The sequence below is a fragment of the Marinibacterium profundimaris genome (assembly GCF_002210095.1).
GTDB lineage: Bacteria > Pseudomonadota > Alphaproteobacteria > Rhodobacterales > Rhodobacteraceae > Marinibacterium > Marinibacterium profundimaris.
In genome coordinates, this window is the sequence record NZ_AQQR01000008.1 from 79,975 (window position 1) to 94,196 (window position 14,222).

General features: G+C 66.9%; 13 protein-coding genes and 1 riboswitch. Of the genes, 11 read left to right on the forward strand and 2 right to left on the reverse strand.

What is annotated here, in order from left to right:
* Window positions 1–62: 62 nt before the first annotated feature.
* Window positions 63–1,190 carry a CaiB/BaiF CoA transferase family protein gene (locus ATO3_RS17740; protein WP_088651235.1) on the reverse strand — a complete coding sequence of 376 codons (1,128 nt, stop codon included), beginning with the start codon at window positions 1,188–1,190 and terminating at the stop codon, window positions 63–65.
* 135 nt (window positions 1,191–1,325) lie between these two features.
* The gene (locus ATO3_RS17745; RefSeq protein WP_088651236.1) at window positions 1,326–1,946 is read right to left on the reverse strand and encodes a TetR/AcrR family transcriptional regulator; all 621 of its coding nucleotides are present in this window, start codon (window positions 1,944–1,946) and stop codon (window positions 1,326–1,328) included.
* 185 nt (window positions 1,947–2,131) lie between these two features.
* Between ATO3_RS17745 and ATO3_RS17750 the strand changes: the two genes are divergently transcribed.
* The 11 genes from ATO3_RS17750 to ATO3_RS17800 all read left to right on the forward strand — a co-directional run bounded on the left by ATO3_RS17750 (window position 2,132) and on the right by ATO3_RS17800 (window position 13,958).
* Window positions 2,132–3,007: a branched-chain amino acid ABC transporter permease gene (locus tag ATO3_RS17750; protein ID WP_088651237.1), complete on the forward strand. Its 876-nt coding sequence runs from the start codon at window positions 2,132–2,134 to the stop codon at window positions 3,005–3,007.
* A 4-nt stretch (window positions 3,008–3,011) separates the two neighbouring features.
* Window positions 3,012–4,109 (forward strand): branched-chain amino acid ABC transporter permease, encoded by a 1,098-nt coding sequence (locus tag ATO3_RS17755; protein WP_088651238.1) that lies wholly within the window; start codon window positions 3,012–3,014, stop codon window positions 4,107–4,109.
* Complete coding sequence (locus ATO3_RS17760) at window positions 4,106–4,876, forward strand: ABC transporter ATP-binding protein (protein WP_088651239.1); 771 nt, start codon at window positions 4,106–4,108, stop codon at window positions 4,874–4,876. Before ATO3_RS17755 ends, ATO3_RS17760 begins: the two co-directional genes overlap by 4 nt.
* Window positions 4,877–5,099: 223 nt before the next feature.
* On the forward strand, window positions 5,100–5,861 hold the full coding sequence (locus ATO3_RS17765; protein ID WP_088651240.1) for an ABC transporter ATP-binding protein: 762 nt from the start codon (window positions 5,100–5,102) through the stop codon (window positions 5,859–5,861).
* On the forward strand, window positions 5,852–7,678 hold the full coding sequence (locus tag ATO3_RS17770) for an AMP-dependent synthetase/ligase (protein ID WP_233152201.1): 1,827 nt from the start codon (window positions 5,852–5,854) through the stop codon (window positions 7,676–7,678). Before ATO3_RS17765 ends, ATO3_RS17770 begins: the two co-directional genes overlap by 10 nt.
* Before the next feature lie 30 nt (window positions 7,679–7,708).
* Window positions 7,709–8,872 carry an ABC transporter substrate-binding protein gene (locus ATO3_RS17775; RefSeq protein WP_088651241.1) on the forward strand — a complete coding sequence of 388 codons (1,164 nt, stop codon included), beginning with the start codon at window positions 7,709–7,711 and terminating at the stop codon, window positions 8,870–8,872.
* 136 nt (window positions 8,873–9,008) lie between these two features.
* On the forward strand, window positions 9,009–10,166 hold the full coding sequence (locus tag ATO3_RS17780) for an acyl-CoA dehydrogenase family protein (RefSeq protein WP_088651242.1): 1,158 nt from the start codon (window positions 9,009–9,011) through the stop codon (window positions 10,164–10,166).
* Window positions 10,167–10,371: 205 nt separating this feature from the next.
* Complete coding sequence (locus ATO3_RS17785) at window positions 10,372–11,301, forward strand: metal ABC transporter substrate-binding protein (RefSeq protein ID WP_088651243.1); 930 nt, start codon at window positions 10,372–10,374, stop codon at window positions 11,299–11,301.
* Between the two features lie 67 nt (window positions 11,302–11,368).
* Complete coding sequence (locus ATO3_RS17790) at window positions 11,369–12,271, forward strand: manganese/iron ABC transporter ATP-binding protein (RefSeq protein WP_088651244.1); 903 nt, start codon at window positions 11,369–11,371, stop codon at window positions 12,269–12,271.
* Window positions 12,268–13,125, forward strand: a complete 858-nt coding sequence (locus tag ATO3_RS17795; RefSeq protein ID WP_088651245.1) for a metal ABC transporter permease — start codon at window positions 12,268–12,270, stop codon at window positions 13,123–13,125. The genes ATO3_RS17790 and ATO3_RS17795 overlap by 4 nt, the downstream gene beginning before the upstream one ends.
* On the forward strand, window positions 13,125–13,958 hold the full coding sequence (locus tag ATO3_RS17800; protein WP_269845419.1) for a metal ABC transporter permease: 834 nt from the start codon (window positions 13,125–13,127) through the stop codon (window positions 13,956–13,958). Before ATO3_RS17795 ends, ATO3_RS17800 begins: the two co-directional genes overlap by 1 nt.
* A gap of 149 nt (window positions 13,959–14,107) precedes the next feature.
* Window positions 14,108–14,193, forward strand: a riboswitch (glycine riboswitch).
* Window positions 14,194–14,222: the final 29 nt, after the last annotated feature.

A 14,222-nucleotide genomic window follows, 5' to 3' on the forward strand; every position in this document is an offset into this window, starting at 1 on the left:
GCATATCGACGGGCGCGGGCGACCGGCCCGTCGGTATGGCAAAAGCAGGCGGGCGGTCGTCCTCAGGTCAGCACACCGGCCGCGCGCAGGGCGGCGATACGGTCTTCGTCGTAGCCCAGCCCTTCCAGCACGCTGGCGGTGTCGCCGCCGGGGGCCGGGGGCGGGGCCGGGCGGTCTGGGGCGGAGCGGCTGAAGCGGGGCGCCGGGGCGGCCTGGGTGACGCCATCGGCATCGTAGAAGGTGCCGCGCGCGGCCATGTGCGGATGCTGCGGCGCCTCGGACCAGCCGAGCACCGGGGTCGCGCAGGCGTCCGAGCCCTCGAAGATCGCGGCCCAGTCGTCGCGCGTCTTCTGGCGGAACAGCGCGGCATAGGCCTCGCGCCGGTCGGGCCAGGTGGCGCTGCCGTACTGGCTTGCCTCGTGATCCTCGGGCAGGTCGGCGCGGCGGACCAGCTCGGCGAAGAACTGAGGCTCCAGCGGGCCGACGGCCAGGAACTTGCCATCGGCGCATTCATAGGCCCGGTAGAAGGGCGCGCCGCCGTCCAGCAGGTTGGCCTCGCGCGTCTCGGACCAGGCCCCGCGCGCGATCCAGCCATGGATCAGTGCCATCAGGGCCGAGGCCCCGTCGACCATCGCCGCGTCCACCACCTGTCCCTGACCCGACCGGTCGCGTTCATAAAGCGCCGCCATGATCCCGAAGAGCAGGAACATGGTCCCGCCCGCGTAATCCGCGCCGATGTTGAGCGGCGGATGCGGCACGCCGTCCTTCGGCCCGATGGCCTGCAGAAAGCCGGTCAGCCCGAGGTAGTTGATGTCATGCCCCGCCGTCTGTGCCAGCGGCCCGTCCTGGCCCCAGCCGGTCATGCGGCCGTAGATCAGGCGCGGATTGGCCTTCAGGCAGTCCTGCGGTCCCAGTCCCATGCGCTCCATCACGCCGGGGCGGAAGCCTTCGATCAGCACGTCAGAACGCGCGACGAGGTCCAGCGCGATGTCGATCCCCTCGCCGGTCTTCAGGTTCAGCGCGATGGACCGCTTGCCGCGCGTGTTGATGTCGGCCGGATCGGCCTGGCCGGATTTGCGGGTGATCAGCGTCACCTCGGCGCCGAGATCGGCAAGGAACTGGCCCGCCAGCGGGGCCGGGCCAAGCCCTTGCATCTCGACGATCTTCAGCCCGTCAAGCGGTCCTGTCATGCGGCCAGGGTCTCCTTGGTGCGGAGCCGGTCGTAGATACAGGCCGTTTCAGCCATTGTCGTCCTCCCTCCGACCGGCCCGGCCCCCCCCCGGCCGGGTCCGTCGTTCCCTTGTCCTCCGTTCCGGCCCGCCGGATCAGGCCGGGTCGAACACCGCAAGCCGTGGCAGCGGCTCCAGCTTCTGTCGCGTGATCTCGCGTGCCTCGGCGCGGTCGATGCCGATGCCGCGCAGCACGATCTCGGCGGTATCGGTCCCGGCCTGCCGCCAGGTGCGCCGCCCGTCCAGCACCAGCGACATGGCGCCGAAGGTCGCCCCCCCGGCGGTGGCGGTGATCGAGGGCACCTGATCGCGGTGGAACAGGAACCGCCCCGAGGCGAGGCCCCGCCGCAGCTCCTGCGCCGGCATCTCGGCCCAGAAATGGCCCAGCCGCGGCTCCAGCATGGCGTAGCGCGCGATGAAGCGGCCCCAGTGCTGGTCGTCATGCACGCGCCGGATCGTCAGCCGGATCGCGGCCGAGATCCGCTCGGCCGGGTCCTGCATCTGGGCGCAGGCGGTCTCCATCGAAAATCGCAGTTCGCTCGCGACCGTGTCGCAGACCGACGGGAAAAGCTCGGTCGTATCGTCGAGGTTATTGTAGATCGTCCCGCGCGACAGCCCGGCCTCTCGCGCAAGGTCACTGACCGCGACGGTTGTGCCACCCTGCTCGGCGAAAATCCGCATGGCGGACTGGTGAATTCTGAGCGTGGCGGGGTTCATCGGGCGGGGTTCATCGGGGGGGACCTGCGCTGTGGGGCGGGTGCGCGTCTTTCGGTGAAAGTACAAACGCTGTTGACTGAAATTGAACACAGGTGTTTAAATCCTGTCAACATCGTTCATCGCCGATTGGGAGGAGACGGCATGAATACGAAGGGACCGGACGCAACGTCGTCCGGTGGTCGTTGATGGAGCTGTTGCAGCTTGTCATCGGCGGCCTGGCCAACGGCTGTATCTACGGACTTGTCGCGCTGGGCTTCGTGCTGATCTACAAGGCCAGCGAAGGCGTGAATTTCGCGCAGGGCGACATGATGATGCTGGGCGCCTTCGTGGCGCTGGGGTTCGGCAACGCCGATCAGCTGGGGCTGCCCTTCGGGCTGGCGGTGATCCTGGCGATGGCGGTCATGTTCTGTGTCGGCTGGGGGGTGGAACGGCTTGTCGTGCGCCAGATCTTCGGCCAGCCGCAATTCGCGCTGGTGATCCTGACCATCGCCCTGGGCTTCGTGTTCCGGTTCGTCGCGGGGTCCATCTGGGGCTATACGCCGCTGGTGCTGGAGACACCCTTTGCCGGGCGGAACCTGCGCGCCGGAGGGATCGTGATCGGGCTGGCGGACCTTGTGGCGATCGGCGCGACGCTGGGGCTTACCGGGGCGCTGTGGCTGTTCTTCTCGCACACCCGCATCGGGCTGGCGGCGCAGGCGGCGAGCCAGAACCAGATGGCGGCCTATATCGTCGGCGTGCCGGTGATGCGGATCAATTCGCTGATCTGGGGCCTGTCGGGGGCCGTGGCCACGGTGGCGGGCGTTCTGTATGCCACGCGCGGCGCGATCGATCCCAACATCGGCCTGCTGGGGATCAAGGCCTTTGCGGCGGCGGTGATCGGCGGGATGGGATCGCTCCCCGGCGCGCTGCTGGGCGGGCTGATCATCGGCGTGGTGGAACCCATCGCGGGCCGCTACGCGCCCGGCGAGCTGGCGCAGATGTCGCCCTACATCATCATGCTGGTGGTGCTGGTGCTGCGGCCCGGCGGGCTGTTCAGCCAGATGCAGATGAAGAAGGTCTGACCCGATGCGCGTCGTCTTCAAGACCAGCTACGACCGCGACATCGACCTGCACAAGGACGGCATCCACCGCGCCAGGATCGCGGTGCTTCTCGCGGTCATGGCGGCGCTGCCCTTCCTGGTCGGGACCTATTACCTGGCCGAGGCCACCAACACGCTGATCTGGGCGCTGGCCGGCATGGGGCTGATGGTGGCGGTGGGGCATACGGGCCAGGTAAGCCTGGGCCACGCCGCCTTCCTTGCCATCGGCGCCTACACGGATTCGGCGCTGATGGAGGCGGGGCTGCCCTTTGTCGTCAGCTTTCCGCTGGCGGGGCTGGCCACCGGGCTGTTCGGGGCGCTGATCGCGGTGCCGGCGGTGCGGATGTCGGGGATCTACCTGGCCATCGCGACGCTCGCCGTCTTCGTCATCGTCGAAGAGATGGTGATCCTGCTGGAGCCGGTCACCGGCGGGGTGGGTGGCATCATGGCGCCTTCGATCTCGATCCTGGGGATCAGCTTTGACCGCTACGGGGCCTTGCAGAACTTTTACTGGCTGGTGCTGACCATCGTGGCGCTGGTGACATGGGGCTATGCCAACCTGATGCGCAGCCCCACGGGCCGGTCGTTCCTGGCGGTGCGCGACAGCGAGGTCTCGGCCCGCGCGCTCGGCATCAACGTCACCCGCACCAAGGCGCTGGCCTTCGGCCTGTCCTCCGGCGTCACCGGATTGGCGGGCGCGCTGATGGGCCATTACATCGGCTTCTTCAATTACGAGCTGTTTTCCATCTTCATCTCGATCAACCTGCTGCTGGTGGTGACCATCGGCGGGCTGGGCTTCATCCCGGGCGCGTTTCTGGGCGCGATCCTGATCACCGGCGTGCCGCAGCTGATCGCCATCCTGCGCGACGGGCTGAATGCAAGCATCGGGCTGGACCTGTCGACGATCCCCGGGCTCGACACGATGATCTTTTCGCTGATCCTGATCGGTTTCATCATTTTCGAACCCACCGGGCTTTACGGCCGCTGGCTGAAGATCCGCGCCTGGGTCGAGCTGTTTCCGCTGGCGCGCCGCGACATGTTCCGCCGCCAGAAAAGCTACCTCAAGACGGAGCGCATGAAATGAGCCTGCTGGAGGTGGAGGATCTGGCCGTGCATTTCGGCGGGGTGAAGGCGGTGGACGGGGTGTCGTTCTCGGTCGAGCCGGGGGAGGTGTTCGCGATCATCGGGCCCAATGGCGCGGGGAAATCCACGATCTTCAATCTGATCTCGCGGATCTACGACCCGACGCGGGGCGCGATCCGGTTCGACGGGCAGGACCTGACGGTGCTGAAATCCCACGACATCGCCACCCTTGGCATCGCGCGGACCTTCCAGAATATCGAGCTGTTCGATCATTCCACCGTTCTGGATAACCTGCTGATGGGGCGTCACACCCACCGGACCACGAATTTCGTGCAGGACATCCTGTTCCTGCCCAGGGTCCGGCGCGAAGAGCGCGCGCACCGCCACAAGGTGGAGGAGGTGATCGAGTTCCTCGAGCTCGAGGCCTACCGCGAGAAGATGATCGCGGGGCTGCCCTATGGCGTGCGCAAGGTGGTCGAGATCGGGCGCGCCCTGGCGCTGTCGCCCCGGCTGATCCTGCTGGACGAACCGGCCTCGGGCCTTTCGGTCGAGGAGACGCAGGACGTCGCCTTCTGGATCGAGGACATGCGCCGCGACATGGGGCTGACCGTTCTGATGGTGGAACACGACATGTCGCTGGTCACCGGGGTCTGCGACCGGGTGCTGGCGGTGGCCAACGGGAAGCCGCTGGCGATGGGCACCCCGGCCGAGGTGCAGGCGCATCCGGATGTGCAGGCGGCCTACCTCGGGACAGGGGCGGCGGCATGACGGTCGGGATTGCAGAGACGAGGGCAGCGGCCGACCTGGAGGCCGCTTCGGTCCATCTGGCCGACGTGGCACCTTCAAGCATCCATGTTGCGTGGGCTGTGCATGTCATCGCCAAAGCGGCCTCCGGGGGGAGGTCGGCCGCTGCCCGGCGGTGCCGCCGGGCGGGACATCTCCGCAGTTCGGTTCCCGGCAAGGCCAGCGTTGTGCATGCGGAGGCCGCCGCATGACCGTCCTCTCCGTCCGCAACCTCGAAACCTTCTACGGCGCGATCATGGCCCTGCGCGGGGTGTCCATCGACGTCGACGAAGGCGAGATCGTCACCATCCTCGGCGCCAATGGCGCGGGCAAGACCACCCTGATGAAGACCATCGCCGGTCTCATGGACCCCGAGAAGGGCGCCATCACCTACAAGGGCGAGACCATCGCGCGGCTCGCCCCGGACCGCATCGTCGCCAAGGGCATCTCCCTTGTCCCCGAGGGGCGCGAGGTCTTCCCCTACCTGACCATCGAGGAGAACCTGAAGCTCGGCGCCTTCACCCGCCACGGCGGCCAGGCGCAGGACCTGGAACTGGTCTACGGCTACTTCCCGATCCTGAAGGAGCGCCGCAAGCAGGCCGCCGGGTTCCTGTCGGGCGGGCAGCAGCAGATGCTGGCCATCGGGCGCGGCCTCATGGCCCGGCCCACGCTGATGATGCTGGACGAACCCTCGCTTGGCCTGTCGCCGCTGCTCACGCAGGAGATATTTGCCATCATCGCCCGGCTCAATGCCGAACAGGGCGTCACCATGCTGCTGGTCGAACAGAACGCCCGGATCGCGCTGGACACCGCGCACACCGGCTATGTCCTTGAAATGGGGCGCATCGTGATGAGCGGGCCGAGCGAACGGCTGAAAGCCTCGGACGACATCCAGGAATTCTATCTTGGCCGCACAGAGGCGACGGAGCGCGGGCAGAAGCGCTGGAAAAGGCGGAAGACATGGAGATGAGCCGCGCCTTCACCGGAGATGTCATCGCCTTCGACGGGCACACCACCATCGTCGCCCTCTGGGCCGACCGCTGCGCGCGTTATGGCGACAGGGTCTGCCACCGCGAAAAGCTGCTGGGCATCTGGCAGGCCTATTCCTGGCGCGACTATTACGACAGCGCGAAGAGGATCGGCCTGGCGCTGATCGCGCTTGGCGTGAAACGGGGCGAACCGGTGCTGATCCTGTCCGAGGACCGGCGGGAGTGGCTGTACTGCGACCTTGCGGCCGCCGCGATCGGGGCGATCCCCGGCGGAGTCTACACGACCGATTCCGCGGCACAGCTGGCCTACCTGGCCAATGACAGCGGCGCGCGGGTGCTTTTCGTGGAGAATGACGAACAGCTCGACAAGTGGATCGCGGCGCGGGGCGAGATGCCGGGGGTGGAGCATGTCGTGGTCTTCGACCGCGACGGGCTGGCCGAGTACAGCCATCCCAGGGTGATGTTCCTCGACGAGCTGATGAAGATCGGCGCTGCGGCCGCCGACCCGGACCGGTTCGAACAGGCGCTCCACGAGGTCCAGCCCGAGGATCCGCGGATGCTGATCTATACCTCGGGCACCACCGGCCCGCCCAAGGGCGCGGTGCTGACCCACCGCAACATGATCTTCCAGCTCACGGCGGGCTGCGAGATGCTTGAGTTCCGGGAGGACGACAACCTGCTGTGCTTCCTGCCGCTCTGCCACGTGCTGGAACGGCTGGTCTCGGTCGAGGCGCCGCTGGCCAACGGCTGCATCGTCAACTTCGCCGAAAGCCCCGAGACGGTCTTCGACAATCTGCGAGAGGTCTCTCCGGACAGTTTCGCCGGCGTGCCCCGGATCTGGGAGAAGGTCTATTCCCGCGTCATGATCATGCGGTCCGAGGCCGGGCCCCTGGGCCAGCGCGCCTTCGACTGGGCGCTGAGGATCGGCATGGCGCGCGCCCGCGCGGACCGGCCGTCGGCCGGCCTGAAGATCGCGCACCGGATCGCGGACCTGCTGGTGCTGGGCAACCTGCGGCGGATGCTGGGCTTTGCCAATGCCCGCCGCGTGACATCCGGAGCGGCGCCGATCTCGCCCGAGCTGATCGACTGGTTCGACGCCATCGGCGTGCCGCTGGTCGAGGGGTTCGGGATGACCGAAACCTCTGGCGTGGCCACGGTGAACACCGTCGAGAACAACCACGTCGGCACCGTCGGCGCGCCGCTGCCGGGGGTGACGCTGAAGCTGGACGAGGCCACCGGAGAATTGCTGGTGGGCGGGCCCACCGTCTTTGCCGGTTACTGGAACAAGCCCGAGAAGACGGCCGAGACGATCACGCCGGACGGCTGGCTGCGCACCGGCGATATCGGGCGGATCGGCAATGACGGGCACCTGACGATCACGGGGCGGATGAAGGACATCATCATCACCGCCGGCGGCAAGAACATCACGCCCGCCGAGATCGAGAGCAAGCTGAAGTTCTCGCCCTACATCTCGGACGCCGTGGTGATCGGCGACCGGCGCAAGTACCTGACCTGCCTCATCATGATCGACCAGGAGAACGTCGAGCAATTCGCCCAGAACCGGGCGATCCCGTTTTCCGATTTCGCCTCGCTCACCCGCGCGGCCGAGGTGCAGGCGCTGATCGGAGAGGTGGTGGCCGAGACCAACCGGCACTTTGCCAACGTGGAACAGATCAAGGATTTCCGCCTGATCGACATCCTTCTGACGGCCGAGGACGAAGAGCTGACGCCGACGATGAAGCTGAAACGGAATTTCGTGAACCAGCGCCACGGCGCGCTGATCGACGAGATGTACTGACCCTGAAACAGGGCACCAAGGGAGGACGACATGAAACATTTCAAGGCCCTGGCCACGGTCGCGGCGCTGGTTGCGACGCCACTGGCCGCACAGACGCCGGGCGTGAGCGATGACGAGATCAGGATCGGCGGGGCGCATGACCTGTCGGGCATCTTCGCGCCCTTCTCGGTGCCCGCCGTGGCCGCCGCCCGCGCCTATTTCGATGAGGTGAACGCCAATGGCGGGGTACACGGGCGCCAGATCAACTACATCGTCGAGGATCACGGCTACCAGGTGCCCAAGGCCGCGCAGGCCGCCAACAAGCTGATCAACCGCGACCAGGTCTTTGCCATGCTGCTGAACCTCGGGACGCCGCACAACCTGGCCATGTTCCAGATGATGGAGCCGCAGGGCGTGCCCAATGTCTCGCCCATCACAGCGGCGCGGCAGATGATCGAGCCGCCCGCGCCATGGAAATTCGCCGGCACGTCTTCGTATTTCGACGCGATCCTGGCGACGACGGATTACATGATCGAAAACGAAGGCACCCGGAAGGTCTGCCTGATGATCCTGCCCACCGATTTCGGCAAGGAGATCGAGGCCGCCGTCCATGAACTGGCCAACGAGGGCAAGATCGAGCTGGGCGCCGAAAGCGCGCACAAGCCCGATGAAAGCGATTTCACCGGGGCGCTGGGCCGCGTGAAGGAGTCGGGCTGCGATACGGTGGGCATGGCGCTGGGGATCAGCCAGATGATCAACGCCATCGCCACCGCGCGGAAACTGGGCATGGATGACGTGAAATTCATGCTTTCGAGCGCCGGATTCCACACGGTGGTGGCCAAGGGGCTGGCGCAGCAGGGGGTGATGGACGGGGTCTACGCCGGTTCGGGCTGGCAGGACCTTGAGGCGCGGCTGGACCAGCCCGAGGTCGCGGAATGGGTCGCGTCGTACAAGGACGCCACGGGTGAGGATTACCCGGGCACCGGGGCGCTGCTGGGCCATTCCGGCGCGGTGATCATGGTCGAGGCGCTGAAGGCCGCCGGGCCGGACCTGACGCGCGAGAATTTCATCGCCGCGATGGAGACGCTGGATTTCCCCGATCCGATCGCCGGCACCCGGGTGGACTTCTCGGCCGAGGACCATACCGCGGCGGACGAAGTCTTTGTCAGCCGGATCGAGGACGGGTCCTGGGTGCTGGTGCAGACGCTGGAGTGAGCGCGGCCCGAACGGGCGCGGCGGCCTGTTGCCGCGGGGGCGGGGGCAGGTGCTCCGCCCCCGTCCTGGCCGGCGGTCTGGTGGCGCAGCCGGTCAGGCGCCTGCATTTCCAACCATTTTCCAACCGGAGGCCCCGATGCTAAAACGCACGCTCTACGACGAGGAGCACGACATCTTTCGCCGCACGGTCCGGGCCTGGGCCGAACGCGAGGTCTTTCCCCATTCCGAGGCGTGGCGCGAGGCGGGCTGCGTCAGCCGCGATCTCTGGAAGACGGCGGGCGCGCAGGGGTTCCTGTGCATGTATGCGGCCGAGGCCCATGGCGGCATGGAGGTGGAGGATTTCCGCTATGACATGGTGCTGTGCGAAGAGCTGGGTCCGCGCGAGCCGGGCTTTTTCATCGGGCTGCACAACCGGATCGTCGGCCCCTACCTGCAGAATGCCGCCAGTGACGCGCAGCGCGCGCGGTTCATGCCCGGCGCGGTCAGCGGGGATCGGGTCATGGCCATCGCGATGACGGAACCCGGCACCGGCTCGGATCTGGCGGGGATAAAGACGCGGGCGGTGGAGATGGACGACCACTGGATCCTGAACGGGTCCAAGACCTATATTTCCAACGGGTTTCTCTGCGATCTGGTTCTGGTCGCGGCGCGCACGAACCCGGAGGCCCGCCACGAGATCGGGCTGTTCTGGGTTGAGACCGACACGCCCGGCTTTGCCCGGGGACGGAACCTGAAGAAGGTCGGGCTGGAGAGCCAGGACACCGCCGAACTGTTCTTCGACGACGTGAAGGTGCCGAAGGAGAACGTGCTGGGCGATCCGCGTGGCGGGTTCCGGACGATGATGATGAACCTGGCCGAGGAGCGTCTGATCGGCGCGGTCGGTTTCGCCGCGCGGGCGGAACGCGCCTTTGACCTGACGATGGACTACATCATGGAGCGCCGCGCCTTCGGGCAGCCGGTCGGCACGTTCCAGAATTCGCGGTTCAAGATGGCCTCGATGCGGACCGAGCTGGACGCGGCCTGGGCGCTGACCGACCATTGCGCGCGCGAACACATGAAGGGCGAGCTGACCGCCGAGATGGCGGCGGAGGCGAAGCTCTATACCTCCGAGGTCGAGGGTAGGGTGGTCGATGAATGCCTGCAGCTGCATGGCGGGGCGGGCTACATGGACGAATACGAGATCTCGAGGCTGTATCGCGATGCGCGGATCAGCCGGATCTATGCCGGCACGTCCGAGATCATGCGCGAGATCATCGGGCGCGGGCTGGGGCTGGACGACCGCAGGCGGAACTGAAGGGCGCGCTCGTCGGGCCCTTGCAGGCCCGCCTCGCTGCTGTTGTGCGGTGCCGGCCGGGGCGCCTTTCGCGCGACCGCCTGAAATGCCGGCATTCGGACCTGGCGGCCGGGCAGCGGGCGGGATGGCGCGACGCGCCCTTGACAGTTGAGAATGATTTGCATTTACATCTGCACCAGAAAAGCACATCGGAAAGGATGAGCACATGTCATTCCTGCGACTGAGGCCCCACCGCGGTCTGACACGCGGTCTTGTGGCCGGCCTTGCGGCACTGGCGGTCGCGACCGGCCCGGCGCTGGCCGACGGCGACCGGATGAAAGTGGTCACCACCTTCACCGTCCTGGCCGACATGGCGCGCAACGTGGCGGGGGAGGCCGCCGAGGTCGTCTCGGTCACCAAGCCCGGCGCCGAGATCCACGGCTATGAACCCACCCCGCGCGACCTGGTCGGCGCGCAGGACGCGGACCTGATCCTGTGGAACGGCATGAACCTGGAACTGTGGTTCGAGCAATTCCTGGCCAACCTGAGCGACGTGCCCTCGGTCACCCTGTCGGACGGGGTGGCGCCCATCCCGATCGCCGAGGGCGCCTATGAAGGCCTTCCGAACCCCCACGCCTGGATGGGGCTCGACAACGCGCTAATCTATATCGACAATATCGCAGCGGCCTTCGCCGCGCATGATCCCGACAACGCCGCGACCTACATGCAGAACGCCGAAACCTACAAGGACGAGCTGCGCGCCACGCTCGAACCGCTGCGCCAGCGCATCGCCGAGGTGCCCGAGGCGCAGCGCTGGCTGGTGACCTGCGAAGGCGCCTTCAGCTATCTTGCGCGCGATTTCGGCATGAAAGAGCTGTATCTCTGGCCGATGAACGCCGACCGCATGGGAACGCCCCGGCAGGTCCGGACGGTCATCGACGGGGTGCGCGACAACGATATCCCCGTGGTCTTCTGCGAAAGCACGGTCAACACCGCGCCCGCCGAACAGGTCGCGCGCGAGACCGGCGCGGGCTATGGCGGGGTGCTTTACGTCGACAGCCTGTCCGAGGCGGACGGGCCGGTGCCCACCTATCTCGACCTGCTCAGGGTCACCTCCGAGACCATCGCAGACGGGCTCGAAACCGCAAAACAGTAACGCAAGACCAAGCACCGCCGGCTGCCCCGGTCGGGGCCGCCGCGGCCCCATCCGGAAAGACAGCCATATGACACCCGACAGCTACATCCCCCTCGGCCCCGAGGTCCGCACGACGGACCCGGGCGGCGGCATTGCCGCGCGGGATGTCACCGTCACCTACCGCAACGGCATGACCGCCCTGCGCGACGCCACCTTCGAGATCCCGCGCGGCACCGTGACCGCGCTGGTCGGCGTCAACGGTGCCGGCAAATCCACCCTCTTCAAGGCGATCATGGGCTTCGTGCCCCTCGGCAAGGGCGAGATCCGGCTGCTGGGGATGAGTGTGAAGGAGGCGCTGCGCAAGAGCCTTGTCGCCTACGTCCCGCAATCCGAGGAGCTCGACTGGTCCTTCCCGGTGCTGGTGGAGGACGTGGTGATGATGGGCCGCTACGGACACATGGGGTTCCTGCGCCGGGCGCGCGCCGCCGATCACGAGGCGGTCGACGCGGCGCTGGCCCGGGTCAACATGGCCGACTACCGCCACCGCCAGATCGGAGAGCTGTCGGGCGGGCAGAAGAAGCGCGTCTTCCTCGCCCGGGCGCTGGCGCAGGAGGGTCAGGTGATCCTGCTGGACGAACCCTTCACCGGTGTCGACGTGAAGACCGAAGAGCAGATCATCGCGCTGCTGCGCGAGCTGCGCGACGAGGGGCGGGTGATGCTGGTCTCGACCCACAACCTTGGCACCGTGCCGGAGTTCTGCGACCGGACGATCCTCGTGAAGGGCACCGTGCTGGGCTATGGCCCGACCGAGACGACCTTCACCCACGAGAACCTCGCCCGCGCCTTCGGCGGCGTTCTGCGGCAGTTCACCCTGTCGGGCACCGACCTGCATGACGACGACGACGCGCGCCGGGTGTCGATCCTGACCGACGACGAACGCCCCTTCGTGCAATACGGCGTCGACAGCAGCGAGCCGGAGGAGAAGCCGTGAGCCCGCTGCTGGAGCCCTTCGGCTACGGCTACATGGTCAATGCCATGTGGGTCTCGGCCCTTGTCGGGGCGGTCTGTGCCTTCCTGTCGTGCTACCTGATGCTCAAGGGCTGGTCCCTGATTGGCGATGCGCTGTCGCATTCCGTGGTGCCGGGCGTGGCCGGGGCCTACATGCTGGGGCTGCCGTTTGCGCTGGGCGCCTTCCTGTCGGGCGGGCTGGCGGCGGCGGCGATGCTGTTCCTGTCGGACCGGTCGGGGCTGAAGGTGGACGTGGTGATCGGGCTGATCTTCACCTCGTTCTTCGGGCTGGGTCTGTTCATGGCCTCGGTCAACCCGATGGCGGTGTCGATCCAGACGATCACCATGGGCAATATCCTGGCGATTTCGCCGACGGATACGCTGCAGCTGGCGGTCATCGGCTTCGTCTCGCTCGCCGTGCTGCTTCTGAAATGGAAAGACCTGCTGGTGGTCTTCTTCGACGAGAACCACGCGCGCTCGATCGGGCTGCGGCCCGACCTGCTCAAGGGGATCTTTTTCGTGCTGCTGTCGGCCTGCGTGGTGGCGGCGATGCAGACGGTGGGGGCCTTCCTGGTGATCGCCATGGTGGTGACACCGGGCGCCACGGCCTACCTGCTCTGCGACCGCTTCCCGCGGCTGATCGTGACGGCGGTGGCCATCGGCACCTGCACCAGCTTCTCGGGCGCCTACATCAGCTATTTCCTCGATGGCGCGACCGGAGGGGTCATCGTGGTGCTGCAGACGCTGATCTTCCTTGTCACCTTCATCCTGGCGCCCAAGCACGGTCTGCTGGCGCATCGCCGCCGCGTGGCCGAGGCCCTGAGGGAGGGCGCGTGATGGCCGAAACATTGCTGATGCCGTTTCAGTTTCCCTTCATGCAGAACGCCTTCCTGATCGCGCTGATCGTGTCGGTGCCGACGGCGCTGCTGTCGTGTTTCCTGGTGCTGAAGGGCTGGGCGTTGATGGGCGACGCGGTCAGCCATGCCGTGCTGCCGGGGATCGTGCTGGCCTATGTGCTGGGCTGGCCGCTGATCGTGGGCGCCTTTGCCGCGGGCATGCTGACTGCGGTGGCGACCGGCTATCTCAGTGACAACAGCCGGGTAAAGCAGGACACGGTGATGGGCGTGGTGTTTTCCGGCATGTTCGGGCTGGGCATCGTGATCTTCGTGGCGATCCGCACCAATGTGCATCTCGACCACATCCTCTTCGGCAACATGCTGGGCGTGGGGCCGCAGGACCTGTGGACCGCCGGATCCATCGGGCTGGTGGTGTCGGTGGCGCTGCTGCTGAAATGGCGCGACCTGATGCTGCATGCCTTCGACCCGATCCAGGCGCGCGCCGCGGGGCTGCGGGTCGGTGTGCTGCACTATGGCTTGCTGACCATCCTGTCGCTGACCATCGTCGCGACGCTCTCGGCGACCGGGCTGATCCTTGCCGTCGGCCTGCTGATCGCGCCGGGGGCGATTGCCTTCCTGCTGGTGCGCAGCTTCGGCCACATGCTGGTGGTCGCGGTGGCGGCCTGCATGGTCGGGATGCTGGGGGGCGTCTACCTGAGCTTCTTCCTCGACAGCGCGCCGGCGCCGACGATCGTGCTGATCCTCACCGCGATCTTCCTGGTGGCCTTCGTCCGCCGGCAGGTCCTGACGCGGCGCGTCTCGGCCACGGCCTGAGGGGATCGCGTTCAGGGGGACTTATTGTGCAATCGGGTGTGGCATCAGTGCTCCTTATCGCCGCAGCCCGCGGAAAGCCACGAGAATCCTTTGATCTTTCCGTATGCATCGGTCTACAACCAAGGTGCGGGACGACAGAAAACCCGCAAACGACCGCCACGGGAGAACCAGCCAAGCTGGTGCCGAAGGAGCAAACGCCCCGGAAACTCTCAGGCCGCAGGACCGTGGTGGTCGAAATGACTCTGGAGAGTGATGCCCCGTGCA

Excerpts from the sequence above, each read along its gene's own strand:
- ATO3_RS17780 (WP_088651242.1), top strand. The coding sequence starts at position 9,009 with ATGCTAAAACGCACGCTCTACGACGAGGAGCACGACATCTTTCGCCGC.
- ATO3_RS17765 (WP_088651240.1), top strand. The coding sequence starts at position 5,100 with ATGACCGTCCTCTCCGTCCGCAACCTCGAAACCTTCTACGGCGCGATC.
- ATO3_RS17800 (WP_269845419.1), top strand. The coding sequence starts at position 13,125 with ATGGCCGAAACATTGCTGATGCCGTTTCAGTTTCCCTTCATGCAGAAC.
- ATO3_RS17770 (WP_233152201.1), top strand. The coding sequence starts at position 5,852 with ATGGAGATGAGCCGCGCCTTCACCGGAGATGTCATCGCCTTCGACGGG.
- ATO3_RS17790 (WP_088651244.1), top strand. The coding sequence starts at position 11,369 with ATGACACCCGACAGCTACATCCCCCTCGGCCCCGAGGTCCGCACGACG.
- ATO3_RS17745 (WP_088651236.1), bottom strand. The coding sequence starts at position 1,946 with ATGAACCCCGCCACGCTCAGAATTCACCAGTCCGCCATGCGGATTTTC.
- ATO3_RS17740 (WP_088651235.1), bottom strand. The coding sequence starts at position 1,190 with ATGACAGGACCGCTTGACGGGCTGAAGATCGTCGAGATGCAAGGGCTT.
- ATO3_RS17760 (WP_088651239.1), top strand. The coding sequence starts at position 4,106 with ATGAGCCTGCTGGAGGTGGAGGATCTGGCCGTGCATTTCGGCGGGGTG.
- ATO3_RS17785 (WP_088651243.1), top strand. The coding sequence starts at position 10,372 with ATGTCATTCCTGCGACTGAGGCCCCACCGCGGTCTGACACGCGGTCTT.
- ATO3_RS17775 (WP_088651241.1), top strand. The coding sequence starts at position 7,709 with ATGAAACATTTCAAGGCCCTGGCCACGGTCGCGGCGCTGGTTGCGACG.
- ATO3_RS17755 (WP_088651238.1), top strand. The coding sequence starts at position 3,012 with ATGCGCGTCGTCTTCAAGACCAGCTACGACCGCGACATCGACCTGCAC.
- ATO3_RS17750 (WP_088651237.1), top strand. The coding sequence starts at position 2,132 with ATGGAGCTGTTGCAGCTTGTCATCGGCGGCCTGGCCAACGGCTGTATC.